The 25,850-nt window shown below is 63.6% G+C and carries 21 protein-coding genes; 13 read left to right on the plus strand and 8 right to left on the minus strand.

Annotation, left to right across the window (positions count from 1 at the left end):
- Positions 1–52: 52 nt before the first annotated feature.
- Entirely contained in the window at positions 53–826 is a 774-nt protein-coding gene (locus tag DN387_RS09255) for a class II aldolase/adducin family protein (protein WP_043861694.1), read from the minus strand.
- 171 nt (positions 827–997) lie between these two features.
- On the opposite strand from DN387_RS09255, the gene DN387_RS09260 reads away from it, so the two are divergent.
- Entirely contained in the window at positions 998–2,398 is a 1,401-nt protein-coding gene (locus DN387_RS09260; protein WP_043861693.1) for a PLP-dependent aminotransferase family protein, read from the plus strand.
- Between the two features lie 183 nt (positions 2,399–2,581).
- Positions 2,582–3,634: an NAD(P)-dependent alcohol dehydrogenase gene (locus DN387_RS09265; protein ID WP_043861692.1), complete on the plus strand. Its 1,053-nt coding sequence runs from the start codon at positions 2,582–2,584 to the stop codon at positions 3,632–3,634.
- A 9-nt stretch (positions 3,635–3,643) separates the two neighbouring features.
- On the opposite strand, the gene DN387_RS09270 is transcribed toward DN387_RS09265, so the two are convergent.
- A complete protein-coding gene (locus DN387_RS09270; RefSeq protein ID WP_054914276.1) occupies positions 3,644–5,527 on the minus strand; it encodes a methyl-accepting chemotaxis protein in 1,884 nt (627 codons plus the stop codon).
- Between the two features lie 222 nt (positions 5,528–5,749).
- The gene (locus DN387_RS09275; protein ID WP_054914275.1) at positions 5,750–7,165 is read right to left on the minus strand and encodes an amino acid permease; all 1,416 of its coding nucleotides are present in this window, start codon (positions 7,163–7,165) and stop codon (positions 5,750–5,752) included.
- Positions 7,166–7,525: 360 nt separating this feature from the next.
- Here DN387_RS09275 and DN387_RS09280 point away from each other — a divergent pair, with 360 nt between their 5' ends.
- The 4 genes from DN387_RS09280 (at position 7,526) to DN387_RS09295 (ending at position 12,323) form a co-directional block, all read left to right on the plus strand.
- A complete protein-coding gene (locus DN387_RS09280; RefSeq protein WP_043861689.1) occupies positions 7,526–8,938 on the plus strand; it encodes a PLP-dependent aminotransferase family protein in 1,413 nt (470 codons plus the stop codon).
- Between the two features lie 81 nt (positions 8,939–9,019).
- Positions 9,020–9,655: a LysE family translocator gene (locus DN387_RS09285; RefSeq protein ID WP_043861688.1), complete on the plus strand. Its 636-nt coding sequence runs from the start codon at positions 9,020–9,022 to the stop codon at positions 9,653–9,655.
- Between the two features lie 107 nt (positions 9,656–9,762).
- Positions 9,763–10,446 carry a response regulator transcription factor gene (locus DN387_RS09290; RefSeq protein ID WP_054914274.1) on the plus strand — a complete coding sequence of 228 codons (684 nt, stop codon included), beginning with the start codon at positions 9,763–9,765 and terminating at the stop codon, positions 10,444–10,446.
- A gap of 8 nt (positions 10,447–10,454) precedes the next feature.
- A complete protein-coding gene (locus DN387_RS09295; RefSeq protein WP_218186775.1) occupies positions 10,455–12,323 on the plus strand; it encodes an ATP-binding protein in 1,869 nt (622 codons plus the stop codon).
- A 90-nt stretch (positions 12,324–12,413) separates the two neighbouring features.
- On the opposite strand, the gene katG is transcribed toward DN387_RS09295, so the two are convergent.
- The gene (katG, locus tag DN387_RS09300) at positions 12,414–14,684 is read right to left on the minus strand and encodes a catalase/peroxidase HPI (protein ID WP_054914272.1); all 2,271 of its coding nucleotides are present in this window, start codon (positions 14,682–14,684) and stop codon (positions 12,414–12,416) included.
- Positions 14,685–15,030: 346 nt separating this feature from the next.
- Here katG and DN387_RS09305 point away from each other — a divergent pair, with 346 nt between their 5' ends.
- The 3 genes from DN387_RS09305 to DN387_RS09315 all read left to right on the plus strand — a co-directional run bounded on the left by DN387_RS09305 (position 15,031) and on the right by DN387_RS09315 (position 16,703).
- Positions 15,031–15,663 carry a hypothetical protein gene (locus tag DN387_RS09305; protein ID WP_236066335.1) on the plus strand — a complete coding sequence of 211 codons (633 nt, stop codon included), beginning with the start codon at positions 15,031–15,033 and terminating at the stop codon, positions 15,661–15,663.
- A gap of 121 nt (positions 15,664–15,784) precedes the next feature.
- Positions 15,785–16,294, plus strand: coding sequence for an autoinducer binding domain-containing protein (locus DN387_RS09310; protein WP_054914271.1), 510 nt, complete (start codon positions 15,785–15,787; stop codon positions 16,292–16,294).
- Between the two features lie 76 nt (positions 16,295–16,370).
- A complete protein-coding gene (locus DN387_RS09315; protein ID WP_054914270.1) occupies positions 16,371–16,703 on the plus strand; it encodes a hypothetical protein in 333 nt (110 codons plus the stop codon).
- Between the two features lie 36 nt (positions 16,704–16,739).
- On the opposite strand, the gene DN387_RS09320 is transcribed toward DN387_RS09315, so the two are convergent.
- Positions 16,740–17,723, minus strand: coding sequence for an Lrp/AsnC family transcriptional regulator (locus tag DN387_RS09320; protein WP_054914269.1), 984 nt, complete (start codon positions 17,721–17,723; stop codon positions 16,740–16,742).
- A 97-nt stretch (positions 17,724–17,820) separates the two neighbouring features.
- On the opposite strand from DN387_RS09320, the gene DN387_RS09325 reads away from it, so the two are divergent.
- Complete coding sequence (locus DN387_RS09325) at positions 17,821–19,113, plus strand: MFS transporter (protein ID WP_043861683.1); 1,293 nt, start codon at positions 17,821–17,823, stop codon at positions 19,111–19,113.
- Between the two features lie 88 nt (positions 19,114–19,201).
- Positions 19,202–20,614, plus strand: coding sequence for an amidase (locus tag DN387_RS09330; RefSeq protein WP_054914268.1), 1,413 nt, complete (start codon positions 19,202–19,204; stop codon positions 20,612–20,614).
- Between the two features lie 59 nt (positions 20,615–20,673).
- On the opposite strand, the gene DN387_RS09335 is transcribed toward DN387_RS09330, so the two are convergent.
- The 3 genes from DN387_RS09335 to DN387_RS09345 form a co-directional block, all read right to left on the minus strand.
- Positions 20,674–21,951, minus strand: a complete 1,278-nt coding sequence (locus tag DN387_RS09335) for an NADH:flavin oxidoreductase/NADH oxidase family protein (protein ID WP_054914267.1) — start codon at positions 21,949–21,951, stop codon at positions 20,674–20,676.
- 94 nt (positions 21,952–22,045) lie between these two features.
- Positions 22,046–22,486 carry a MerR family transcriptional regulator gene (locus DN387_RS09340; RefSeq protein ID WP_043861680.1) on the minus strand — a complete coding sequence of 147 codons (441 nt, stop codon included), beginning with the start codon at positions 22,484–22,486 and terminating at the stop codon, positions 22,046–22,048.
- Positions 22,487–22,612: 126 nt separating this feature from the next.
- Complete coding sequence (locus DN387_RS09345) at positions 22,613–23,779, minus strand: MFS transporter (protein WP_054914266.1); 1,167 nt, start codon at positions 23,777–23,779, stop codon at positions 22,613–22,615.
- Positions 23,780–23,873: 94 nt separating this feature from the next.
- Between DN387_RS09345 and DN387_RS09350 the strand changes: the two genes are divergently transcribed.
- Positions 23,874–24,767, plus strand: a complete 894-nt coding sequence (locus DN387_RS09350) for a LysR family transcriptional regulator (protein ID WP_054914265.1) — start codon at positions 23,874–23,876, stop codon at positions 24,765–24,767.
- Positions 24,768–25,475: 708 nt separating this feature from the next.
- The gene (locus DN387_RS09355) at positions 25,476–25,781 is read left to right on the plus strand and encodes a DUF3077 domain-containing protein (RefSeq protein WP_236171844.1); all 306 of its coding nucleotides are present in this window, start codon (positions 25,476–25,478) and stop codon (positions 25,779–25,781) included.
- Positions 25,782–25,850: the final 69 nt, after the last annotated feature.

Below are 25,850 nucleotides of genomic sequence, written 5' to 3' on the forward strand. Positions count from 1 at the left end.
TTGGTTTTGGCAGAGTTGATACACGCTGGGCGTCCTTTCGGGTGGTCGCACTTCAGCTTCGGTAATCCACCTGATCACCACTGATCAGGCGCAAGGCGGCGGTCCAGGCCAACAGGTGAAGTTGCTGATCGAATTCGGCGTCGGACTGCTGCGCGGTCAGTTCGCAGACCGCTTCGTCCGGCAGGCGCAGCGGCGGGTTGCCCGCCAGTGCCTGTACCTGCGCCTGGCAGGCGCGCTCCAGGAAGTAGATCTGGTTGAAGGCTTCGGCAATGCAGCGCCCGGCGGCCAGCAGGCCATGGTTGCGCAGGATCATCGCCATGTGCGGGCCCAGGTCCCTGACCAGGCGCTCGCCTTCGGCCGGGTTCAGCGCAATGCCCTCGTAGTCGTGGTAACCCAGGCGGCGATAGAACTTCAGCGCATGCTGGGTGATCGGCAGCAGCCCCTGCTCCTGGGCCGACACGGCCATGCCGGCAGCGGTATGGGTGTGCACCACACAGGCCAGGTCCGGACGTGCGGCGTGGATCGCCGAATGGATGTTGAAGCCGGCACGGTTGACGCTGCCGGCGTCATAGCCAGGGTCGATGGTGTTGCCGTGGTGGTCTATCTTGATCAGGTCCGAGGCGCGCATTTCGTGAAACAGCACGCCGTAGCGGTTGATCAGGAAATGCCCCGGCTCGCCGGGGACACGGGCCGAGATGTGCGTGTCGATCAGATCGGTCATGCGAAAGTGGGCCAGCAGCCGGTACAGCGCTGCCAGGTCGCAACGGGTCTGCCACTCTTCGGGCGAAACCTGCTGCGCGTCGATCCGCGGGGTGTTGGGGTGCATCGCGCCTCCTTGTTCATGGTATGTTTCGGGCACTTGGCCCGCCGGCATGCAGGGATGTTGCAGCAGCCCCCGGCGGCCCACCATGCACAGAACGCGCTGGTTGTGCCGGCCCTGTTATGGTGTTTTCACCAGTACACCCACCGCCACACCCTCGCCTGACGGATGTTTTCTATGATGTTGTTGGATGCCAGCTCGTCGCAGTCGCTGGTCAACCAGATCGTTGCGGGCATCACCCTCGCGATCAACGAACAGCGCTTGCGCCCGGGCACCAAGCTGCCCTCCATCCGCAAGTTCGCGCAAACCCACAAGGTCAGCCATTTCACCGCCGTCGAGGCCTATGACAGGCTGGTGGCCCTGGGTTACCTGACGGCGGTGCGCAATGCCGGCTTCTATGTACGCAGCGCCCCCGACACCCCCGCCCCGCCGCCGATGCCCAGTGCCAGCGACGATGCCTTCGACTTCGACGCCTACCTGCTGCTGCAGAAGGTGTTCCAGCCGCTGGGCATGGACCTGCGCCCGGGCATCGGCCTGCTGCCCGAGCCCTGGAGCGACGATGACGGGGTGCAACGCAGCCTGCGCGCCCTGAGCCGTCGCGACCCGAGCGAGTTCACCGGCTACGGCCATGCCAAGGGGTGCGCCAACCTGCGCGCCCGGCTGGTGGAGAAACTGCTCGATACCCGGGTCAACGCCCACCCCGAGCAGATTCTGCTGACCAGCGGCGCCAGCCATGCGCTGGACCTGCTGGTGCGCTACCTGGTGCACCGCGGCGACAGCGTGCTGGTGGACGAACCGGGCTACCACAACCTGTTCCTCAACCTGCGCCTGCAGGGGGCCCGTCTGCTGGGGGTGCCACGCACCCGCGACGGCATCGACCTGGACGTGCTCGAGGCGCAGATCCGCGAACACCGGCCCAAGGTGTTCTTCACCAACACGCGCCTGCAATGCCCCACCGGCACCAGCCTGACACTGGCGGTGGCCCACCGTCTGCTGCAACTGGCGGAAAAGTACGACTTCCTGATCGTGGAAAACGACATCTACGCCGACCTCGACCCGTCCGACCAGCAGGCGCTGGCAGGCATGGACCAGCTGGCGCGGGTAATCTACGTGGCCAGCTTCTCCAAGAGCATCGCGCCGTCGCTGCGGGTGGGGTTCGTTGCCGCGCACCGCGACCTGATCGACGAACTGGTGCCACTGAAGATGGCCAGCGGCCTGACCACCTCGGCAATTGCCGAGGAACTGGCACTGGAGGTGCTGCTGCAGGGGCGCCACCGCAAGCACGTCAAGCAGTTGCAGGCCAACCTGGCCCTGGCCCATGAACAGGTGGCGCGCAAGCTCGAGGCGGTGGGCATGGAGATCTTCGTCAAGCCCCATGCGGGGTTGTTCCTGTGGGCCCGTCACCCCCAGGTCGAAGACGCCACGGCACTGGCCATGGACGCACGCGAACACAAGATTCTGCTCGCGCCCGGGCAACTGTTCATGCCCGATGCGCGGGTGGTGCCGTGGCTGCGCTTCAATGTGGCGCACGCGCAGGATGAGCGGATCTACCGGCTGTTGGAGCAGGCCGCGCACTGACCAGATTCGACTCGCCTCTTCGCCAGTAGGCGCCGGCTTTGCCGGCGAAGCGGCCCGCCCGGGCGACACCCCCGCAGGTCCGGAGAATCAGGCATGACACGCAGAGGAATGCCGGTGGGCACGCCCGTTGCCCGCGCGGACAATGCGCCGCCTCTACCGTCATTGCTTTTGCGAGGTTCCCCCATGTACACCGCCATCGGCTACGCCGCCCAGTCGGCCACCACGCCCCTCGCCCCCATGACCTTCCAGCGCCGCAGCCCACGCCCCGACGACGTGGCCATCGAGATTCTCTACTGCGGCGTGTGCCACTCCGATATCCACCAGGCCCGCAACGAATGGGGCATCGCCGTGTACCCGCTGATGCCCGGCCACGAAATCGTGGGCAAGGTCACTGCCGTGGGCGCCAGCGTCAGCCGCTATCAGGTGGGTGACCTGGTGGGTGTGGGCTGCATGGTCGACTCCTGCCGCCACTGCCAGGCCTGCGCCGCCAACCTGGAACAGTACTGCCTCGAAGGCCCGACCATGACCTACGCCACCCCCGACCGGGTCGACGGCAGCAACACCATGGGCGGCTATTCCAGCAGTATCGTGGTCGACCAGCATTTCGTGGTGCGCATCCCGGCCGGCATGGACCTGGCCAGCGCCGCGCCGATCCTCTGCGCCGGCATCACCACCTATTCGCCGCTCAAGCACCACGGGGTCAAGGCCGGGCACAAGGTCGGCATCCTCGGCATGGGCGGCCTGGGTCACATGGGCATCAAGCTGGCCAAGGCCATGGGCGCCGAAGTCACCCTGTTCACCCGTTCGGCCAGCAAGGCCGAGGAAGCCCGCCGCCAGGGCGCCGACCATGTGGTGGTGTCCACCGATGCCGCGCAGATGGCCGCCGTGGCCGGGCACTTCGACTTTCTGCTCGACACCATCCCGGTGCAGCACGACCTCAACCCCTACCTGGAAACCCTGAAGTTCGACGGCGTGCACATCCTGGTGGGCCTGATCGAACCGGTGGAGCCGCCCCTGCACGCCGCCAACCTGGTGCTCAAGCGCCGCGTACTGGCCGGCTCGCTGATCGGCGGCATCGCCGAAACCCAGGAGGTGCTGGACTTCTGCGCCGAGCACGGCATTTGCTGCGACATCGAGATGCTCGACATCCAGCACATCAACGAGGCCTACAGCCGCATGATCGCCGGCGACGTGAAGTACCGCTTCGTGATCGACATGGCCTCGCTCAAGGCCTGAGCCCCCGCCTCACAGATTGAAGCGCCCCAGCAGGTGGTGCTGTTGCCCCACCTGCTCCACCATCACCGCACACTGGCGCACCTGCACCTGGGTGCCTGCGGCCACTTCATGACTGATGTCGCGAATGGTCGTGGTGTTGCGGTTGATCTCTTCGCTGGTGGCGCTCTGCTGCTCGGCCGCGGTGGCGATCTGGGTGTTCATGTCGTTGATGCGGGTGATCGCCTGGCGAATGCGCACGAGCATGTCGTTGGCCGCGCCCGCCTCCTCGGCGGTCTTGCCGGCGCTGTCGCGGTTGTGCTGCATGCGCGACTCGGCGTGGCGCACCCCGGCCTGCAGCTGGTCGATCATCTGGCGGATCTCCTGGGTCGACTGCTGGGTGCGCGAGGCCAGCGTGCGCACCTCGTCAGCCACCACCGCGAAACCTCGCCCCGTCTCGCCGGCACGTGCAGCCTCGATGGCAGCATTGAGCGCCAGCAGGTTGGTCTGCTCGGCAATGCTGGTAATCACCGCCAGGATCGACTCGATGTTGTCGCTGAGGCGTGACAGGTCATTGATTGCATGGCCGGTGTCGTCCATTTCGCTGGCCAGTTGCCGGATCGCCGCGGTCGAGCGTCGCACCACGTCCTCGCCGCCGTGTGCTTCCTCGTCGGCAATCACTGCGGCCTGCGCCGCTGCCTGAGCGTTGCGCGCGACGTCTTCGGCGGTGGAGGCCATCTCCTGCATGGCCGTGGCCAGTTGGTCCAGCTCCTGCAACTGGCGCTGCAGGCGTTCATCGGTCCGGGTGGCTTCGGCCGACGTCAGGTGGGTGCTCTCGCGCACCTGGTTGGAGGTGCTCATCACCTGATGGATCAGGTTCTGCAGGTTGCCCAGAAAGCCGTTGAACTCGCGCGACACCAGCGCCACCTCGTCATTGCCGCCGTCGGGCAGGCGCCGCGTCAAGTCGCCGTCGCCCTGGTTGACCTCATGGAACGAGCGGTGCAGCAGCTCCAGCGGCTTGAGCAGGCGCCCGAGCAGCAGGCCCAGCACCACGAGGCTCACCAGCACGCCGAGCAGCGTGGCCAGCACTGCACGCCAGGTCAGGCTGTCGGCCTCGGCCATCACGATGCGCTGGTCGAGCACCACGCCGATCAACCAGTCCATGCCCTCCAGGTAGGTCAGCGGGGTGAAGGACACCAGTGAATCGTGATCGCCGGTTCGAACCGTCTGCAGCTGGCTGTCCAGCGCCGGGTGCTGGCCATCGAACAGGCTGCTGTAGGGCTTGCCGTTGTACTGGCTGTCGGGGTGGGAAATGATCGTGCCGTTGCGGCTGAGCAGAAAGGCATGGCCGGCGCCGTTGAAGTCCAGGGTATTGATGGCATCGGCCACGCTCTTGAGGCGGATATCGCCGCCCAGCACGCCGGCGAAGGTAGCGCCATCGTGGAGGCGCGTGACCGCCGAAATCAGCGTTTCGCCAGTGGCCGAGTCGATGTAGGGCTCGGTGAGCACCGCCTTGTCGGCGCCCTTGGCGACGGCATACCAGGGCCGTGTGCGCCCGTCCCAGCTCGCATCGGGGCGCCAGCTGGGCGTGTTGGTGAGGGGTTTGCCGTCGCGTTGCAAGGCGCCGAATATCAGGATGAACTCGTCCTTGAGCATCGGGCTGTCGATGATGCGCTGGGTGTTTTCAGGGCTGTAGCGGCTGTCGATGACCTGCGCCACCAGGCCCATGAGCTTGAGCTTGGCGTTCAGCCAGTTCTCTATCTGCCGGGCCAGGGCACCGCTGGACTCGGCGATGCCGGCAGACACTTGCTTGTGCAGGGCGTCGCGCACCTGGCTGACCTGCGCGACCGACAGCAATCCGGTGGTAATGAACAGCAATGTGGCGGCCGCCAGGCCAGCCTTGTGAACGATCTTCATGCCTGCACTCCGTGCCGAATCGAGCAAACGGGCATGCTAGGCAGGCGTACTGGCACACTGCAATCAACGTTGCGATGATTGCCCGGTGCCGTAATGGGGATTGTTTACCGGCATCACGGCCACTGCTTGTAGGACGAACCCGGCGCACGGCATCCGCGCCACGGGCAGGCAAAAAAAAACCAGGGCCGTTTGCGGCCCTGGTCTTTTTCGTCATGGTGCCTGTCAGCCCTTGAGCTGCCTGGCCGCACGCACGTGCATGAACACGCCCATCAGTGCCACGATGGCCGCGGCCGCACCGGTGGAGAACACCAGTACCTGGTAGTCCGGCACAAAGGCCATGGTCACCAGGCACCCGATGATGAACACGATCACCAGGTAGGTCAGCCACGGGAACAGCCACATCTTCAGGCGGATTTCCTTGCCCTCGGCTTCCAGCTTGCGACGCATCTTCAGTTGCGAGAACGCGATCACCAGGTACACCAGCAAGGCGATCATGCCGGTGGTGTTCATCAGCACGTCCAGCACGTCTTTCGGGCGCAGGGTGTCGCTGAAGTTGATCAGGGCGACGAACACCGCCACCGAGCACGAACCGATGATGGCGAACACCGGCACACCGGTACCGGCGCGGGTGATCTTGAAGAACGACGGTGCATCACCGCGGGTCGACAGCGAGAACAGCATGCGCGAGGCGGTGTAGTGCGCCGAGATCAGGCAGCTGCTCACCGAGGTCAGCACCACGAAGTTCATCACGAACTCAGCGCCCGGAATGCCCAGCAGTTCCAGGGTACGACGGTACGAACCGTAGCCCGACTGGCCCATCAGCGGGTCGTTCCACGGCACCAGGGCCACGATCAGGAAGATCGAACCCACATAGAACAGGCACACACGCCACACCACCGAGTTGGTGGCCTTGACGATCTGCTCGGACGGGTTCTTCGACTCGGCGGCCGCGATGGTCACGATTTCGGCGCCCAGGAAGGCGAACATCACCCCCAGCATGGCCACCACCACTGCCTCTACCCCATTGGGCATGAAGCCCTGGGCCGTGAGGTTGGTGATGCCGTGGACCTCACCGGTGGGCCACAGGTTGGCCACGGCCAGCCCGCACACCACAAGGAAGCATATGATCGCCACCACCTTTATCAGCGCGAACCAGAATTCGAACTCCCCGTAGTGCTTGACGTTGAAGAAGTTGACGCTGATCAGCACCAGGGTAGTGGCCAGCACGAACACGTTGACGCTGATGGAGGGGAACCAGCCGTGCAGGATCTTGCCCGCCACATAGGCTTCCCAGGCCATCAGGATGACCCAGAACCACCAGTACAACCAGCCGATGGTGAAGCCTGCCCAGCGCCCGATGGCGCGCTCGGCGTAGGTGGAGAACGAGCCGGTGTCTGGCGAGGAGGTGGCCATTTCACCCAGCATGCGCATGATCAGCACCACCAGGATGCCGCCGGCCAGGTACGCCAGGATGGCGGCCGGCCCGGCGCTGTGGATCACACTCCCCGAGCCCACGAACAGCGCACCGCCGATCACCCCGGCGATGGACATCATGGTCAGGTGGCGCGATTTGAGCGAAGCGCTAAGCTTGCTCTCGGGCTCCACCTTGGAGGATGTGGAAGTCGATGTAGCGTCCATCAGTTGTCTACCCCTTGTTTTTCTTTTTCCAGCGAACACGCAAGACCGGCGAATGCCGGGCTTCATTGCTCGTCAGTGTCTGATTGTGTACGGGATGGATCGCAAACCCGGCGGGCATCCATGGCCTTGAAGGTCGGCAATCGTGCTGTGCACGCCCGGGGGCTTGCCCCTGGCGGTAGTGATCGGGCCTCTCAACATGCTTTAGCTGGCGAATACAGACCCCTAATGTAAAAATGTACGACACAGAGAGCCATGCACAGCGCCGTGAAATATGCACTGCACTGTACAGGCCGCCAATGCAGTACACCCCCGTTCCCTGCAGGCGCCAGGCGTTACGCACCCTGAAGGCACAGCCCCAACATGCTTGAATTACGACCCGACTCCGCCCCCCCGCTCGTCAACCAGATCATCAACGGGTTGCGTGAGTTGATCGAGAACCAGACCCTCAAACCCGGTGCCAAGGTACCGTCCATCCGCGCCTTCGCCGCCACCTACTCGGTCAGCACCTTCACCGTGGTCGAAGCCTACGATCGGCTGGTGGCCCAGGGCCTGCTGGTCAGCCGCGGCAATGCCGGCTTCTTCGTCAACCGCTCGGTGAACGAGCGCATCGAAAGCCAGGCCAGCGACGCCGAGCCGGGCAAGCCGGAGTTCAACTCCGAGTGGTACCTGCAGAACATCTTCGAAAGCCGCCAGCTGGCCTTCAAGCCCGGCTGTGGCTGGCTGCCCAACGAGTGGATGTTCGAGGACGGCCTGCGCCGCGGCCTGCGCCAGGTGGCCGGCAGCGTGATGGAACTGAGCGGTTACGGCGACCCCATGGGCCTGCTCGAGCTGCGCACCCTCACCGCGCAGAACCTGGAGCAGGACCAGCGCATCGTGGCCAACCCCAACCAGCTGATGCTCACCCACGGCGCCAGCCAGGCGCTGGACCTGGCGGTGCGCACCCTGGTGCGCCCAGGCGATGTGGTGCTGGTGGACGACCCGGGCTACCCCAACCTGATGAGCATCCTGCGCTTTCAGGGCGCCACCCTGATCGGCGTGCCGCGCACCCCGGCCGGGTATGACCTGGAGCATCTCGAGCGGCTGCTGGCCCACCACCGGCCCACGGTGTTCTTCACCCAGCCGCACCTGCACAGCCCCACCTGCTCGCGCACCCCGCTGGCGCAACTGCACCGCCTGCTGCAACTGTCGGCGCAACACGGCTTTCGCCTGGTGGAGAACAACCTGTACGCCGACATGGTGGCCGAACCGCAACCGTGCCTGAGCAGCCTGGACCACCTGCAGCAGGTGGTGTACGTGGGCAGCTATTCCAAGAGCATCTCGCCGAACGTGCGGGTGGGCTACATGCTGGCCAACCCCGAACTGATCCAGAAGCTGCTGCAACTGAAGATGCGCTCGGGCCTGACCACCTCACAGGTGATGGAGCGCGTGGTGTATGCGGCCATCACCGACGGGCGCTGGCGCAAGCACCTCAAGCGCCTGCGCCAGCGCCTGGCCGAGGCGCAGCAGGAGGTCAGCCGGCGCCTGAACCGCCTGGGCTTCGAGATTTTCGTCGAGTCCGACGAGGGCATGTACCTGTGGACCCGCCACCCGCAGATCGCCAACAGCGCAGCGCTGGTGGACGACGCCCTGGAGCGCGGCATCATGATCGGCCCCGGCCAGTTGTTCATGGTCGACGCCCAGGCCACCGGCTGGATGCGCTTCAACGTGGCGTTCAGCACCGACCCGGCCTTGTGGCAGCAACTGGAAAAGCTGTTCGCCCGTCACGCCGCCTGAACCTGCGCAATTTTGTTCAATACGCCGCCCCCGGCCCCGCCACACACTTCCTGGACCCACATCCATAGAAGTGAAGGTTACATGGAGCAGTTCCTGATCATTGCAGCAGCGCACTTTCTGGCGCTGCTGTCACCGGGGCCGGATTTCTTCCTGGTGGCACGCACCTCCCTGGCCACCAGCTGGCGCGTGGCCAGCGGAGCCTGCCTGGGCATCGCACTGGCCAACGGGGTGTTCATCGTCGCCGCCTTTACCGGCGTGTCGGTGCTGCAGCCGCACAGCACGCTGTTCATCGTGCTGCAACTGGCCGGTTGCGCCTACCTGCTGTACCTGGGCTGGCTGTTCATCCGCCATGCCGGTGCCAGTACGCTGGAGGTTGCCCCGCAGGGGTCGCCGGCACCGTCGCCCGCGGCCACCACCTGGCTGGGCGCCGCCGGCATGGGGGTGGTGTCCGGCATCCTCAACCCCAAGAACGCGCTGTTCTACGCCAGCCTGGCGGCCATGCTGAGCGGGCCGCAGGCAAGCCCTGGCTGGAAGCTGGCCTACGGCCTGTGGATGTTCGGCGTGGTGCTGGCGTGGGACCTGCTGGTGGCGGTGGTGATCGGCAACCGCCACGTGCGCCGCCGCTTCGCCCGTGCCCTGCCGTGGCTGGAGCGGGCCACGGGGGCGATGCTGGTGCTGCTGGCGCTGGGCGTGATCGCGGTAATGGCGCTGGGCTAGCACCGGGGCGTGGGGTAGGCTATGAGGCTTCATTTACCTGTTTTCAGGGATACCTATTGGCCGCTGCATGGGGCACAGTCGCCCCCACCGCGCGCCCGAGACTGCCCATGCCTATCCAGACGACTGTTCCCGAACTCACGCTGCTCGCGCCGGTACTGCTGGTAGAGGACGAGCCGCTGATCCACCGCCGCCTGGAAGCCCTGCTGCTGCAACTGGGCTACCGGCCCGAGGCCCTGCTGTTCGCCAGCTCGCTGGCCGAGGCCCGCGCCTGCCTGGCAGTGCAGCCGGTGGCGCTGGCGCTAATAGACCTGGGCCTGCCCGACGGCAACGGCATCGAGCTGATCGAAGAGATGCACGCCACCGACCCCGGCCAGGCGATCCTGGTGATCTCGGCATGGAGCACCGAAGACACCCTGCTCGCGGCGCTGCGGGCAGGCGCCACCGGCTATGTGCTCAAGGAACGCGACGACCTGGAGATCCTGTTGTCGCTGCGCAGCGTGCTGCGCGGCGGCGCCCCCATCGACCCGTTCGTGGCCCGGCGCATCATCGAGGAACTGCGCCCGGGGGCCGCCCAGCCGGTCGACACCGCCGATGGCGAACGCCTGACCCCGCGTGAAGACCAGATCCTGCGCCTGGTGGCCGAGGGCCTGGGCAACCGCGAAATCGCCGAACAGCTGAACCTGTCGCGCTACACCGTCGAATGCCACGTCAAACGCATCTATCGCAAGCTGGCGGTGTCTTCGCGCACCCGCGCCATCCATGCGGCACGCACGCGTGGCCTGCTCGATTGAGAGGCCTGATGGCGTGCTGGCTGCTCGTCCTGTGCCTGTCGGGTGCAGCGCAGGCTGCAACGCCGGGCGGTGCAAGCTGCACCGTGCAGGTGCTGTCGGTAGCCACCGCCCAGGGTGATGACCAGGGCAACCGCCCCGAGGCCGGCCCCTGGCAGGCCGTGACCCTGCCCGACGACTGGAGCCGACGCTGGCCGCAGCACGACGGCACGGTGTGGTACCGCCTCCAGTGGCAGCGCGACTGCGCGGCCGGTCAACGCATGCCGGTGGCACTGACGCTGCGCTCGGTGATCATGGCCGGCGAAGTGTTCGTCAACGACCAGCGCCTGTGGCGTGACAGCCAGCTGAGCGAGCCGCTGTCACGCAGCTGGAACATGCCCCGCTACTGGCACCTGCCCGAAGGCCTGTTGAACGAAGGCGTCAACACGCTGTGGGTACGTGTGGTGGGCCTGGCGGTACAGTCACCCGGGCTGGGGCCGGTGTACCTGGGGGATGAGGCCTCGGCACGCCAGCTGTATGAAGAGTTGCTGTGGACCAACCGCTCGTTGTTCGTGCTCAACCTGACCGTCTCGGCGGTGCTGGGCGGGCTGTTCTTCTGTATCTGGGTGATCCGCCGCGAGCAACGGATCTTTGGCTGGTATGCGGCCATGGCCCTGTGCTGGGTGCTGTTCATCGCCAATATACTGATGACCAGCCCCTGGCCCTTCTCCACCACCCTGATGGCTGCGCGCTTCAACGGCATCGCGCTGGTGATGTACGTCACCTGTTTCTGCGTGTTTGTCTGGCGATTTGGCGGGCAATCGCTGCCGCGCCTGGAGAGGGCACTCTGGCTGCTGACTGCCGCACTGGTGGCCTTGATGGCACTGGCCCCGGATGCCCGCGTCGGCAACGCGCAACTGGTGGCGGTGCTGAGCACGGCGACGGTGTTTTTCCTCAACTGCCTGCAGTTTCAGCTGCATGCCTTGCGCACCCGGCGGCCCGAGCATGTGTGGCTGGCCGCCAGCCTGCTGATATTCATGCTGGCCGGGGCCCATGACCTGCTGATAATGCTGAAGCTGATCGGCGAAACGCCCGCGTGGACACCGCTCACCAGCGTGGTGACGACCCTGTGCATGTCGGTGGTGCTGGGCTTGCGCCATGCGCGCAGCGTGCGCCGCATCGAGCGCTTCAACCTGGAGCTGGCCGAAGGCATCGAGCGCGCTCGCGGGGAACTGGCCACCACCCTCGAACGCGAACACGCCCTGGCGCTGACCAACTCCCGCCTGCAGGACCGCCTGCAGATCGCCCACGACCTGCATGATGGGCTGGGCGGCTCGCTGGTGCGCATGATGGCCATGGTCGAGCAGGCCAGCACGCCGCTGCAGGGCCCGCAGTTTCTGTCGATGCTCAAATTGCTGCGTGATGACCTGCGCCAGACCATCGACAATGGCTCCAGCGCCGGCATCAAGGTGCCGGCCACGCCGCAGGAATGGATCGCCCCGCTGCGCCATCGCTTCACCCAGCTGTTCGACGAACTGGATGTGACCTGCACCTGGCACTTTGCCGCGCAGTGGCGCACACCGCCCAGCGCCTTGCAGTGCATGGCATTGACACGCCTGGTGGAAGAGTCGCTGACCAATGTGGTCAAGCACAGCCGTGCCCGGCATGTGCAGGTTGAGCTGCAGCAGCCGCAGCCCGACAGCCTGGAGCTGAACATCGAGGATGACGGTATCGGCTTCGACGTGCTGGCGGTACAGCGCGCCGGGGTGAGCGTGGGCATGCGCAGCATGCATGCGCGCATCGCCCGGGTGGGCGGTCAGTTGGAGGTGGTTTCGCTGCCGGGTTGTACGCGGCTTGTTGCACGCCTTGCGCTGCAACGGGAGGTGCCGGCCAGCGTGTGAGCCGGTACTGCAGGCATTCGCTTGGCCGGCAAGGCCGGCCCCTGCAGGGGGTGTGCTGCTCTGCAGGGGCCGGCCTTGCCGGCGAACGCGCTACTTCACATCGAAACGGTCCAGGTTCATCACTTTGGCCCAGGCCGCCACGAAGTCGCTGACGAACTGCTGCTGCGCATCCGCACTGGCATACACCTCGGCCACGGCCCGCAATTGCGCGTTCGAGCCGAACACCAGGTCGACCCGGGTTGCGGTCCACTTCACCTGCCCGCTTTTGCGATCACGCCCTTCGAACGCCTGAGCGGCCTCGGACACCGGCTTCCACTCCACGCCCATGTCCAGCAGGTGGGTGAAGAAGTCATTGGTCAGCGCCTGCGGCCGCTGGGTGAACACGCCATGGCTGCTCTGGCCCACATTGGCCCCCAGCACCCGCAGGCCGCCCACCAGCACCGTCATCTCCGGTGCACTGAGCGTCAGCAGTTGCGCCTTGTCGATCAGCAGCGCTTCGGCCGGCACGCGGTAGTGCCCCTTGAGGTAGTTGCGAAAACCATCGGCAATGGGTTCGAGAAAGCCGAACGACTCCACGTCCGTCTGCTCCTGGCTGGCATCGGTGCGCCCCGGCGTGAACGGCACCGTGACCGTATGCCCGGCGTTTTTCGCGGCCTGCTCGACACCGGCGTTGCCCGCCAGCACGATCAGATCGGCCAGGGAGATCTTCTTGCCACCGGCCTGCGCCCCATTGAATTCGTTCTGGATGCCTTCCAGGGTCGCGAGCACGGCGGCCAGCTGTTCGGGCTGGTTGGCCTGCCAGAACTTCTGCGGGGCCAGGCGCAGCCGCCCGCCATTGGCACCGCCGCGCTTGTCCGAACCCCTGAAGGTGGAAGCCGCCGCCCATGCGGTGGACACCAGCTGCGCCACCGACAGGCCCGAGGCCAGTACCTTGGCCTTGAGCGCGGCGATGTCGCCGTCATCGACCAGCGGGTGGTCGACCTTGGGAATCGGGTCTTGCCACAGCAGCTCCTCAGCGGGCAGTTCCGGGCCCAGGTAGCGCGACAGCGGGCCCATGTCACGGTGGATCAGCTTGTACCAGGCGCGGGCAAAGGCATCGCTCAGCTGGTCGGGGTTTTCCAGGTAGCGGCGCGAGATCTTCTCGTAGATCGGGTCGAAGCGCAGCGACAGGTCGGTGGTCAGCATGGTGGGGTTGCGCCGCTTGGACGGGTCGTGGGCGTCGGGGATGATACCGGCGCCGGCGCCGCCCTTGGGCGTCCACTGGTGGGCCCCGGCCGGGCTCTTGGTCAGCTCCCACTCGAAGCCGAACAGGTTCTCCAGGAAGTTGTTGCTCCAGCGGGTCGGGGTGGTGGTCCAGGTCACTTCCAGGCCGCTGGTGATGGTGTCCGGGCCCTTGCCGCTGCCGAAGCTGTTCTTCCAGCCCAGGCCCTGCTCCTCCAGGCCTGCCGCTTCAGGCTCGGGGCCCACGTTGTCGGCCGGGCCGGCGCCGTGGGTCTTGCCGAAGGCGTGGCCGCCGGCGATCAGGGCCACGGTTTCCTCGTCGTTCATGGCCATGCGCCCGAAGGTCTCGCGAATGTCCTTGGCGGCGGCGACCGGGTCGGGGTTGCCTTCCGGGCCTTCCGGGTTCACGTAGATCAGCCCCATCTGCACTGCGGCCAGGGGGTTCTCCAGGTTGCGGCCCTGCTCGGTACGGCTTTCTTCATTGCCGTGCTGCTCGGGTTCGGCCACCAGGGTGCCCTCGCCCGGCGGCTGCATGGCTTCAGGGTCTTTGCCGTAGCGCGTGTCGCCGCCCAGCCACTTGTTCTCCGAGCCCCAGTACACGTCCTCGTCCGGCGCCCACACGTCCGGGCGACCGCCGGAAAACCCGAAGGTATTGAAGCCCATCGACTCCAGCGCCACGTTGCCGGTGAGCACGATCAGGTCGGCCCAGGAAATCGCCCGTCCGTACTTCTGCTTGATCGGCCACAGCAGCCGCCGCGCCTTGTCGAGGCTGACGTTGTCGGGCCAGCTGTTGAGCGGCGCGAAGCGCTGCTGGCCGGAGCCGGCACCGCCGCGCCCGTCGCCGGTACGGTAGGTGCCGGCACTGTGCCAGGCCATGCGCACGAACAGTGGCCCGTAATGGCCGAAGTCGGCCGGCCACCAGTCCTGCGAGTCGGTCATCAGCGCGGTGAGGTCCTGCTTGAGGGCCTGGAAGTCCAGGCTCTTGAACGCCTGGGCATAGTCGAAGCCCTCGCCCAGCGGGTCGGCCTGGGGCGCGTGCTGATGCAGGATCTTCAGGTTGAGCTGGTTGGGCCACCAGTCACGGTTGGTGGTGCCACCGCCGGCGGCATGATTGAACGGGCATTTCGATTCAGTTGCCATGTGAGAGCTACCCTTGGTCGAGTTCATGTCGCCAGGCAGCCCTGCCAGGGCGCCGTGGCAACGTGCGAAATCAGTTACACAGGTTGCATCGTCAACGACTCGAACGGCTGAGCGCCGCGATCTTGTCTCTTCATCAGGATGGGTCGGCCAGCTGGCGCCGGCACCGAACTAAGGCTAGTTCGCCGCCCCCGAGTCGGCAAATAGCCGCAGTATTGGTGGGTGATAGCCATAATCTCTTATACGGAACCCGCCAGGGAGCAGAAGGTAGGACAAACGCTCGCTGAGCCGTGCACCGATAACGCAGGCGTAGTCAGGGCGAGCGACCACCCCACGGGAGGCTCGCCCCATGGACATGCGCCCGCGTTCAACCGCCATCCACGAGGCCGGTCACGCCCTGGCCGTGTGGTGGAACGGCCAGCCCATTGCACGGGTGACCGTGCTGACCCACGCCCAGGCCGCCAGCGGCCCGCTGATCGACCTGAACGGGCGTGCGCACTTTGCCGAGGGGCTGGTGGAGGCGGACTACCTGATCGTGCACCCGGCCTTTGCCGCCCGTGGCATTGCCGAATACCTGCCCTCCCTCGTCGAACCCATCGAGCGCGACCTGCTGCACTGCTTTGCCGGGCCCGTGGCCGAAGCCATCCACCGGCACGCACGCTATGACCGGATCTTGCGCGGCAGCGGCCGTGGCGACCGCTGCCGCGGGCATGAACTGATCAGCCTGTTGCCCGCGCACAAGCTGCTCGATGCCGAGGCCCTGGCCATCGCCCGGTCCGGCTGCCTGGTACGCCGGTACTGGGCGGGGCTGGTAGCAGTGGCCGACCTCTTGCAGGCACGGGGTGTGGTGGACGGCGAGCGAGTCAGCGCGTTGCTGTGCCGGGTGACTGGTGAATCACCGGCACAAGGGCCCGCAAGCCTGCGCGAGCTTGACCCTGAGGGCGGGTCCGACCAGAGGCAGGCCACCCGGCAAAAGCGTTAGCGCTTTTTGCAATAGCGCAAAAAAGCTGAGCTACAGTCGTAAAAGGCGCATCTGATACGTATTTATCAGGAGAAACTGATCTGTATCCACGGATGTTCACATCATGCAGGGATGAGCAACGATGGATCACTGGACAACGGAGCAACTGCGTCAGCTGGTGTGCTCGAAGGACTTGGACAGCCAGTTGGCGCAATTGGAAAAGCTGCTTCGGTGCCTGGGTTTCGACTGCTACGCCTTCAGTTTCACCACCCCGACGTTTTCGATCACACAAAGCAACTGCCCCAACCCATGGGGCGAGCGCTACCGTCGCCATGAGCCTGCGGTCGTTGAGCCCCTGCTTGCGCACAGCCGGCACTCATCCTTCCCGTTGCTGTGGACACCAGAGGCTTTCACCAGCCCCCCCGAGTTGTGGGCAGGCGCGCAGGATCACGGCGTTTGCCTCGGCTGGACCCAACCCTTTCACGATGAGCACGGCAGGTTCAGCAGCTTGAGCGTGGTACGCCAACACCCGCCCGTGACCGTCAATGAGCTTTACCGCAAGGGGGCCGCGGTGCTGTGGCTGGTGCAGGTGCTGCATGCGACGGCGGCCGCTCTGGTGAATGACCCGCAAGGGCCGTCATCATCCGAGTGACCCGCAATGGGGTTCGCCAGCGCCACATGGGATATCCTCGCTACCCGGCCCGTTCAAAGATCGAGTGGAAGACCCATTGAAACTGCTCAAGGAAAACAGAGAAATCCTCCTGTCTGGAGAGGAAGCCATCCACCTTGTCGCCGATATCGAATACATGCTCATTTCCCTGAGAGACATTGCCCGCCATTACTACAGGGAGGTTGATGGCGACATCAGCCCAGGCGACAGAGCGCTGTATTGCGAAGAGACGACACGGTTCATCGATGAAAACCAGATCACCCGTCGACTGGCCGCCATGCGAAGAACAATCACTGAAAAGTTCGACCTCGAGCTGGGCTGCGACGACATGGATGACATTGAAAGAGCGGTGGCCGAGATGGACTACTGGAAGCCCAAACAGGCAACGTAGCCAGCTACGTTGCTTGCTCAAAGGCAGGCATGAACCCTACTCGACCATCAACCCTCGACGCACTCGCCCCGCCCTTTTGTAGGCCCTGACCACCGTATTGGTCTCACACGAGATGATCCCCTCCAGGGATCCCATGCGGGCGGTCGAGACGGTCCATAGATCATGGATATCACGGCACAGCACATGCCAGAACAGCTGCGAGCCGCCACTGGTGCCAAACAGGCAACGCGTGTGTTCATCCTTCGCCAGTTCCTGGGCAATGCCCTCCGCCGCACCCGGTCGAGTCTGCAACGACACAATCGCCTCTACCCCATAGCCCACCAGCAACGGCTCGAGCTCCACACGAAATGTCAGGGCATTGCTGTCGACGAGCCCACTCAGCATCCGCTGAACCTTCGGCTCACTGACTCCACATGTCTCGGCAAGCACGCCCAGGCTGGCCCTTCCATCCAGGGTCAGGGCGCCGAGTAACCGCATTTCGTCAGCACTCAGGCTCACAGGCCCGGCCAGCACCGGCTCGGTAGGCACCGAACCATCAATACGCCAGCGGCTGGCTCGTCGGAACGACCTGAGCACCACTTGCGTTTGAACCTGCCTAACCCCCGGCACCAGCGGCAACTCCCGCACCACCATGTCAGAAAGCGCTTCCACGCTGGGCAGGTTGATCTCGGTGAAGATGTCGAACTCGCCCGTTGTCGCCATCACAACCTGCGTCTGTGCCCACTGCGCCAGGTGCTGCGCCACTTCGCTCTGACGACCGTCTGCTACCCGAATCCAGGCATGTAGCACCGGGCCACTCCCCACCACAACCGGGTCGAGCTCGCCGATCACCCGGATATACCCGTTGTCCATCAAGCGTTGCAGGCGACGCGAAAGCGTACGCTCCGCCACATCGCAGCCGGCACTCAGATCCCGCCAAGTGCCGCGAGGGTTCGCCTGCAGTGCAATCAGGCAGGCCAGATCCGCGTCATCCAACGCAAAATGTCTTTTTTCATCAGAATCAACGGTTGACGAGACCATATCCTTACAATACCTTCGCTCAAGTGGCCAAATTAATACAAAAAAACGCCGCATATGTCTAAAAACAATTACAACTCAAACCCAAAGGCACAAGCCAATGAATTATGCGACTCAAACGTCCGAAGCGGCAAAGCCGCAGGTATCAACCGCGCGCAAAATTGCTGCTGGCAGCATTGGCAATGCGGTGGAGTGGTTCGATTGGACGATCTATGCGTCGTTCGCGGTGTTCTTTTCCACACAATTCTTTCCAAAAAATGACGAAACGGCGTCCCTGCTGGCGACCTTCGCGATTTTCGCCGTGGGGTTCTTCATGCGCCCGATCGGTGGCTGGGCCCTGGGGATCTACTCTGATCGCTATGGCCGCAAATCGGCACTGGGGGTCACCATCCTGCTGATGGCAGGCGGGTCCCTGATGATCGGCATCACCCCCACCTACGAGAAGATCGGCCTGCTCGCGCCGGTCTTACTGGTGATAGCGCGCCTGATGCAAGGCCTGTCGCTGGGCGGTGAATACGCTTCAGCCTCTACCTACCTTGCCGAGTTGGCGCCGGACCACCGTCGCGGGTTCTTTTCGAGCTTTGTGTTCTTCAGCTCCGCCGCGGGCATTCTGACCGCCTCGGCGATCGGCTGGGCGCTGACCACCCTCCTCACCGAGGAACAGATGAGAGAGTTCGGCTGGCGCATTCCGTTCCTGCTCGGCGCCCTGGGCGGTATCGCAGGCATCTGGCTGCGTATGTCGGTACCTGAAGCAGAAGCCTCCACGCCGCCAACCGCAGACAAGGTAGAGAAGCAACCGCTGCGCACCCTGCTGCGCGATTATCCGCGCGAGACCCTGCGGATCGTGGGCTTTTCGATCCTGAGCACCTTTGCCTTCTACCTGTTCGTCATCTACATCCCGACCTATGCCATCCGTGCGCTGCACGTGGAGTCCTCGACAGCGTTCGCTGCAAACACGGTTGCAATGGTCGCGTTCATGCTCGTGCACCCACTCTTCGGCATGCTCTCTGACAAGTTCGGGCGCAAGCCGCAACTGATCGTGTTCGCCCTGGGCTACCTGGTGTTCTTCTACCCGATCATCACCAGCATGCAGCCGACGTTCTCGTCGATCCTGATGGTGGAGCTGTTCGGCCTTATGCTCTACGCGCTCTATACCTCCATCGCCCCGGCAATCATGTCCGAACAGTTCCCCAGCCGCGTTCGCGCCGTCGGCATTGGTGCTCCCTACAACCTGATGGTGGCGCTGCTGGGCGGTACCACGCCGTATCTGCTGACCTGGCTGCAGAGCAACGGTCAGGAGAGCTGGTTCTTCTACTACGTGCTCGCAGGCGCCGCGCTCACGCTTGTGACCTTCATCAAAATGCCGGAAACAGCCGGAAAGCCACTGAAATAGTCACTGGCTCGAACAACGCCATGCAATCCCCGTCAACGAGTATCGGATACGGGGATTACCGACCCACACCGCTTAGAACCTAGAACCCATGCTCGAACGATCCGAAGCCCTATGTTTCCAGTCTGCCCTGCAGATTGCCCATCTGATCGCTACCCGGCAGATCACCTCGCGTGCCGTCACGCACTACTTTCTGGACCGCATTGCTCGCGGCAGCGAGCTCAATGCCTTTACCGCAGTGTTCGCAGAGCAAGCCCTGGCGGCAGCCGATGCCGCCGACAGTGCGCTCGAGGCAGGCCACCCATTGAGCGCTTTGCATGGCGTACCGGTCGCCATCAAGGACAACATCGAAATCGCCCATACCCCGGCATCGGCAGGTTCGTTGAGCCGCCTGGGCAGTGTCAGTGCCGTGACCAGCACCGTCGCGCAACGATTGCAGGCGGCCGGAATGGTTATCCTGGGCAAGACCCAGATGACCGAATTTGCGTTCGGCCTGTCCGGGCAGAACCCGACCCGAGGCACGCCCTGGAACCCGTGGGACACAACGCTACATCGCGCCCCGGGCGGTTCCTCTTCAGGTGCGGCGGTTGCTGTTGCCGCAGGGCTTGTACCTGTTGCAGTGGGGGGCGATACCGGCGGATCGATCCGAGCCCCCGCATCGCTCAATCATCTGGTCGGCTTCAAACCGTCCAGCGGGGTCATCAGCGTGCACGGTGTGGTTCCGCTTGCGCCCAGCCTCGACGTGCTGGGCCCGATCGCCCGTGATGTCGGCGACGCCCATGCACTCACGGCCATCCTTGCCAGCCCGTCTACCGGCAGTGGGTCGAGCGTTCAGGCCGACCTTGCAGGTGAGCTGGTACCAGCCAAGCCGGGCACGGTGTTCGTACTGGACCAGAGCGCGTTCCCAAGTGCGCTGTCCGTGGGCGCTCGCCAGGTATGGGATCAGGCCCTGCGCACCCTGGAAAAGGCCGGCTGGACGCTCCAGAGCTGGGTTCCAGAGGATGAGTTGAACATCGGTCGGCTGTCCGAGTGCAACTCGATGATCATTGCCTATGAGGGGTATCGCGAGTTCGGCCACCTTGCACATGACCCTGCGCAGCCGCTCTGGGAGGTGGTGCGCAATCGCATCCTGGCCGGCGCGGCCATCAGCCGTGACGACTACGAACACGCCGTTGCACAGCGTGCCCACGCCGCCGAGGCCTTCAGACGAGCGATCGGCTCATCCGGTGTTCTGCTGATGCCGGTCAGCGGTCACGGGGCCCTGCCTCTTGATGACCAGGACGCTGCTCACGTGAGCATCGGCACGTTCAGCCGCGCCAGTAACTACCTCGGCACCCCGGCAATCGCCCTACCCGCCGGATTCGATGAAGCACAGATGCCGATTGGCGTGCAGCTGCTGTCACCGGTATCTACCGACATGCACTTGCTGAACATGGCGAGCGCCATGGCGCCTGCACTGCTGCTTGACGAGCGCAAGCCCGAGCTGGGGCGGTGGGGGCTTTAAGCCCGGAACAACACTCGCGTAGCACCTGGCGCAACGTCTTCAGTGATGTTGCGCAGGTGTCATCCAGGCAGACCATCGCCGTGCGCTGCGATGGTCAGGCCGTTGCAATGCGAAGACTTTTCTACCCATCTCCGGTACTGGCGAGTGCGAAAGGCCATGGCGGCCTGTTGCAGGATCAGCGCGAGCAACGGTGAAACACTCGGGTCGGGATTTTTACTGCGACTGAGTTTACGCAGTTGAAACTTCACTACAGCCATGTTCGCCAAGGCCGCCATGGCTTTGTTTTTCCAGGTGATCGGCGGCAATTGCGGGGCATTGTCGTTGCCCGCCAGCCACTGGCGAGGCAGGTGCGGGTCGATAGCAAGAGCGGTTCCGATGCCCACCATGTCCACACCGCTCTGCACGACGCTGTCGGCCACCGGGCGGCGGCGTATACCGCCAGTGACCATCACCGGCATGTTGGCGACGGTTTGGATATCACGGGCGAACTCGACGAAATAGGCTTCGCGAGCCAGGGTGCGACCATCGCGCGCGTCACCCTGCATGGCGGGTACTTCGTAGCTGCCTCCCGATAACTCCACCATGTCCACGCCCAGGTCGTTGAGCAACTCAACCACCTTTTTCGCGTCATCGGCGGTGAATCCTCCGCGCTGAAAATCGGCGGAGTTCAGCTTGACCGCCACTGCAAAATCCGCAGAAACCACAGCCCTGACCGCCTTGACGATTTCTAGCAACAGGCGCGCCCGGTTTTCCAGAGGGCCACCCCACTCGTCCGTGCGCTGGTTGGTCAACGGCGAAAGGAACTGGCTCAACAAATAGCCATGGGCAGCATGAATTTCCACACCAGTGAATCCGGCCTGCTCGCCGAGGCGTGCGGTATTCGCGAAGCGCTGAACAACCTCTTCGATCACGCCTGGGGTCATCGCATGAGGTGTGGCAAATCGCCTGGACATTTTGCCGAGGTCCAGCGGCACGGCTGACGGGGCCCAGGTCTTTTGCCCAAGATTGGACTGCATCTGGCGACCGGGATGATTGATCTGCAACCAGAACTGCGCACCGCCAGACCGACCTGTACGCGCCCAGTGCTTGAACTTGTGCAGTTGCTGATCGTCTTGCAACACCACGCCACCCGGTCCGGTCATGGCGCGGCCGTCGACCATAACGTTGCCGGTAATGATCAGGCCGGCACCACCGTCGGCCCATGCTTGATAGAGACGCAGCAAGTCCTTGGAAGGCGCCTGATCGGCATCCGCCATGTTCTCCTCCATGGCAGCTTTGGCGATTCGGTTCTTGATGGTTGAACCGTTGGGAAGCATCAGGGTGTCGAACACATTCATGGAGCAGCCCTCAACTGAAGAGGAGGCCACCTTAAGATTAAAGTCAACTTTAAGGTCAATACCCTTTTGCGCAGTGCAGCAATGGAGTTTGACCTTAACGCACCGCACGCTTGCCCGGCGCTTTGCCAATGCCTTCTTCACGCAGGCGATTGATCAGCATTTGCGCATTTTCCGCGCACGCCATGCTTTCGGGCTTATCCTCGATGCCCTTGATGACGAGCAGAAGCTGCGCTTTGTTGTGGGCTAGCCGTTGCTGTAGAACAGCGATTTCCTCAACCTTTTGCTTAAGCCCGCTGAGCAATTCATCGTGCTGCCAACCGCTGGCATTCATCGGCATCAACTGCCGAATTTCTTCCAATGAAAAACCCGCCGCCTGCGCTGCGGTGATGACCTCCAACACCCACTTGGTATCAGGCGCGTAGTCCCTGTAACCATTTGCTTTGCGCTCGACAGATTTGATCAAGCCGCTCGACTCGTAGAACCGGATGCGTGAGGGCGCCAAACCACTGATTTTCGCCAGTTCGCCTATTCGCATAACCCACCCTGAACACTCTGTTGACCTTGAAGTTGACTTTAAACCTAAAGTCATCGGGGCAGCCAACCATCACGCATTGAATTCAGGCTCGATCACTGTCGCTACGCCACTGGCATCAGCGTTTCGTCACGCCACTGTTGATGCAACAGTTCTGGAACGCCAGCCATACGCCAACACCATCAGCAGCCCCAGAGCACCCATCGACGCTCCGGCCAGGGAAATGGCCGGATAACCCAACCCGGCGTTGATCACCGCTCCGCCCAGCGCTGCGCCAATCGCGTTGCCAAAATTGAAGGCGCCAATGTTCACCGCAGAGGCAAGATTGGGCGCGTCCTTCGCTGCTTCCATCACACGCATCTGTAGTGGCGGCACCAGGGCGAAACTGGCGATACCCCATATCAGGATGGCCAGAGCGGCCGGCACCGCCCAACGCATCAGCAGAATGAACGCCAGCAAGACGAGAATCAGAACGCTTAGCGAGACGATCAAGGTGCGATCTATCGAGCGATCGGCGGCCTTGCCGCCCCACAGGTTGCCCAGCGTCAACCCCACCCCGAAAAGAACCAGCATGCCAGTGATATAGGCGGTGGAACCATTGGTTTCGCTGCTGAGGATCGGCGCGATGTAAGTGAAGACAGTAAACATCGCGCTCGACCCGACTACGGTCAGGGCCAACGCGCCCAGCACCGGACCGCGCCCCAGTACTCGAATTTCGGCCATTACACCGACGCTTTGCGACGTCTTCAGGTTAGGCAGGGCGAACCATAATGCGGCCATGGTCACCACGCCGAGGCCGGTAATTCCCCAGAAAGCGGTGCGCCAACCGAACAGTTCACCAAACCAGGTGGCCAGCGGCACACCGCCGATGGTCGCCAAGGTCAGGCCCATGAACATCGCCGCCACCGCCCCGGCACGTTTTTCCGGGGCGACCACGCTGGCGGCGACGATGGAGCCAACGCCAAAAAATGCACCATGGTTCAGTGAGGTCACCACCCTGGCGACCATGAGGCTGTAGTAATCGGTGGCCAGGGCTGACATCAGATTACCCAAGGTGAAAATCCCCATGAGCCCGATCAGCAGATAGCGTCGGGGAATCCTGCCAGTGGTCAGGGTCATCAGCGGTGCGCCGAGCAATACGCCCAGCGCGTAGGCACTGACCAGCAAACCGGCAGCGGGAATCGAAACGCCCAGATCCTGAGCGATACCCGGCAACATGCCCATGGGGGCGAATTCTGTTACGCCGATGCCAAAGGCACCGATGGCAAGTGCGACAAGTGGTGGATTGATACGCATGGAAGGCTCCTTATCTATGCCGCCAATGCTACGATGCAGTTTTTTAACGCGGTAGATAGCATTTTTGGCAATCACCTTTGCGCAGGAGGCACAAGTGGACTTCAACGGCAGGTCAGGTGAAATGAGCGTGTTCACCACCGTGGCGCACGAAGGCAGCCTGTCGGCCGCGGCGCGTGCACTGGGCGTGACACCCTCGGCAGTCAGTCGGGTCATCGCGCGTACCGAGCAACGCCTTGGCACCCGCCTGCTGTTGCGCACCACCCGAGCGATCGCCTTCACTGCCGAGGGCGAAGCGTTCCTGCGCGGCGCCCGGCGTATCCTGGCCGATATGGACGAGGTCGAAGCAGCGATCGCAGACCAGGGCGTGCCCAGGGGGCGATTGCGGGTCAGTGCCGCCCTTGGCCACGGGCGGCTGGCCATCGTCCCGCTGGTGGCAGCATTCAGCGCCCGTTACCCGAACATCGTCGTCGACCTTACCCTCGGCGACGAAGTGGTCGACATTCTCGGCGGGCAGGCCGATGTCGCGATCCGCTTTGGCCATCTGCCCGACAGCCCGCTGACCGCGCGCAGGATCGGCGACACCGGCCAGGTAGTGGTGGCATCGCCCGATTATCTGCAGCGCGAGGGCATCCCCAAGGAGCCGGAAGACTTGTTTCAGCACAATTGCCTGCGCTTCAACTTCCGGCGTGCCGAACCCAACTGGCCGTTCATCCGCGATGGAAAAGAGTTTTCCCTGAAGGTCAGCGGCAACATCGAATGCAGCAGTGGTGAAGCGCTGGCACAACTTGCGCGAGTAGGTGCCGGCATTGCACGTATCGGTGAGTTCAGCGTGCGCGAGGATCTGCAGCGCGGCGCCCTGATTCCGCTGCTGGAAGCCTGGAACCCTGGGGACCAGGAACCGATCCATGCTGTGTTCGTCGGCGGGGCGGCAATGCCGGCGCGGGTGCGATTGTTCGTGGACTTCTTGCTGGAACATCACCGGATGTAAGCGCTTGATCTGAAATTCCGGGTGCTTGTGGTGTTGAAGTCTCCAAAATGTCGTTACCTCACCAGCATCAATGCTGAAACGGTAACCCCTCCAGCTTCCCCACAAGCCAGAACCTTGAATACCCACCCCCACCCCGTTAACCTTCGCCTATCGCTTTTTGTGTCTGCTGTTTCGTGTCATGGCAGCTGTGAATCGCCTCTGATTTCATAGACGGGTTCGAATGTCTGGCTTTTGCCAATTAGCCAGTTCTGAATGACGGTAGCGGGTCGGAAGCTGCCTGACACGACCGGTGGCTTTTGGCCGTTAGCTGCCCATCCTGAAGGGCAGCTATGGGTCGGGAGCGGTCGTCCATAGATATCCGCTTCAGGCCGAAAGCAGCCTTCACCAAAAACCAGGTATCGATCGATAGACCCATAGACAGCCTCAATCAACCCGCCTTGAACATTCCCCAATCCCCGCTAACCTTCGCCTCGCCGCTGTCATTTCAGCGGCCGGGTCTTCTAGACCGCCAAGTAAAAAGCGCACAGCGCCAGCTGAAAGTCATTGGCGCTTTTTTGTGCCCGTGGTTTCGATTTATGGTGGCTAGGTGTGGGAGACCTTCGGGTCTGCCGGGTTCCTTTAGCCCCGGTCTTGCAGACCCGCACGTAGCCGCCACCCTATCAACTGCAAGTGATAGCTGGCGGTTCCACTGCAAAAGGGAGCTGCACAATGACAAAAATCGTCCCCGATCCCCCGCGTGTTAATCACCGCAAAACCACCTACACCGCCTTCGGCTGTAGCAACGGAAACCACCCTCCCCTGTTTTCCGTCTGCGAAGGCATCGAGCTCGAAGATGCGTTGGTCCATCTGTCGCTACAGATCCAATGCGCCAAGGACACCACCGCACAAGCTTGCGAACGCGCCGACGCGCAGTTCAAGCACCTGCTGGTGGCAGCGCAGCAGTCGCTGGAGATGAGCACCGTGTTGATCGAAACGGTGCTGGACGGCATGGAGGCGCAAGCGGTAGACGCGTAACGACGTGACACCCGGGCCGCAGACGCGGCCCACTGATAGGGGTGCCTATGCGCCATGTAGGAGCCGGCT

It is taken from the genome of Pseudomonas sp. FBF18 (assembly GCF_024261405.1).
Lineage (GTDB): Bacteria > Pseudomonadota > Gammaproteobacteria > Pseudomonadales > Pseudomonadaceae > Aquipseudomonas > Aquipseudomonas palmensis.

Excerpts from the sequence above, each read along its gene's own strand:
- DN387_RS09255 (WP_043861694.1), bottom strand. The coding sequence starts at position 826 with ATGCACCCCAACACCCCGCGGATCGACGCGCAGCAGGTTTCGCCCGAA.
- DN387_RS09260 (WP_043861693.1), top strand. The coding sequence starts at position 998 with ATGATGTTGTTGGATGCCAGCTCGTCGCAGTCGCTGGTCAACCAGATC.
- DN387_RS09265 (WP_043861692.1), top strand. The coding sequence starts at position 2,582 with ATGTACACCGCCATCGGCTACGCCGCCCAGTCGGCCACCACGCCCCTC.
- DN387_RS09270 (WP_054914276.1), bottom strand. The coding sequence starts at position 5,527 with ATGAAGATCGTTCACAAGGCTGGCCTGGCGGCCGCCACATTGCTGTTC.
- DN387_RS09275 (WP_054914275.1), bottom strand. The coding sequence starts at position 7,165 with ATGGACGCTACATCGACTTCCACATCCTCCAAGGTGGAGCCCGAGAGC.
- DN387_RS09280 (WP_043861689.1), top strand. The coding sequence starts at position 7,526 with ATGCTTGAATTACGACCCGACTCCGCCCCCCCGCTCGTCAACCAGATC.
- DN387_RS09285 (WP_043861688.1), top strand. The coding sequence starts at position 9,020 with ATGGAGCAGTTCCTGATCATTGCAGCAGCGCACTTTCTGGCGCTGCTG.
- DN387_RS09290 (WP_054914274.1), top strand. The coding sequence starts at position 9,763 with ATGCCTATCCAGACGACTGTTCCCGAACTCACGCTGCTCGCGCCGGTA.
- DN387_RS09295 (WP_218186775.1), top strand. The coding sequence starts at position 10,455 with ATGGCGTGCTGGCTGCTCGTCCTGTGCCTGTCGGGTGCAGCGCAGGCT.
- katG (WP_054914272.1), bottom strand. The coding sequence starts at position 14,684 with ATGGCAACTGAATCGAAATGCCCGTTCAATCATGCCGCCGGCGGTGGC.
- DN387_RS09305 (WP_236066335.1), top strand. The coding sequence starts at position 15,031 with ATGGACATGCGCCCGCGTTCAACCGCCATCCACGAGGCCGGTCACGCC.
- DN387_RS09310 (WP_054914271.1), top strand. The coding sequence starts at position 15,785 with ATGGATCACTGGACAACGGAGCAACTGCGTCAGCTGGTGTGCTCGAAG.
- DN387_RS09320 (WP_054914269.1), bottom strand. The coding sequence starts at position 17,723 with ATGGTCTCGTCAACCGTTGATTCTGATGAAAAAAGACATTTTGCGTTG.
- DN387_RS09325 (WP_043861683.1), top strand. The coding sequence starts at position 17,821 with ATGAATTATGCGACTCAAACGTCCGAAGCGGCAAAGCCGCAGGTATCA.
- DN387_RS09330 (WP_054914268.1), top strand. The coding sequence starts at position 19,202 with ATGCTCGAACGATCCGAAGCCCTATGTTTCCAGTCTGCCCTGCAGATT.
- DN387_RS09335 (WP_054914267.1), bottom strand. The coding sequence starts at position 21,951 with ATGAATGTGTTCGACACCCTGATGCTTCCCAACGGTTCAACCATCAAG.
- DN387_RS09340 (WP_043861680.1), bottom strand. The coding sequence starts at position 22,486 with ATGCGAATAGGCGAACTGGCGAAAATCAGTGGTTTGGCGCCCTCACGC.
- DN387_RS09345 (WP_054914266.1), bottom strand. The coding sequence starts at position 23,779 with ATGCGTATCAATCCACCACTTGTCGCACTTGCCATCGGTGCCTTTGGC.
- DN387_RS09355 (WP_236171844.1), top strand. The coding sequence starts at position 25,476 with ATGACAAAAATCGTCCCCGATCCCCCGCGTGTTAATCACCGCAAAACC.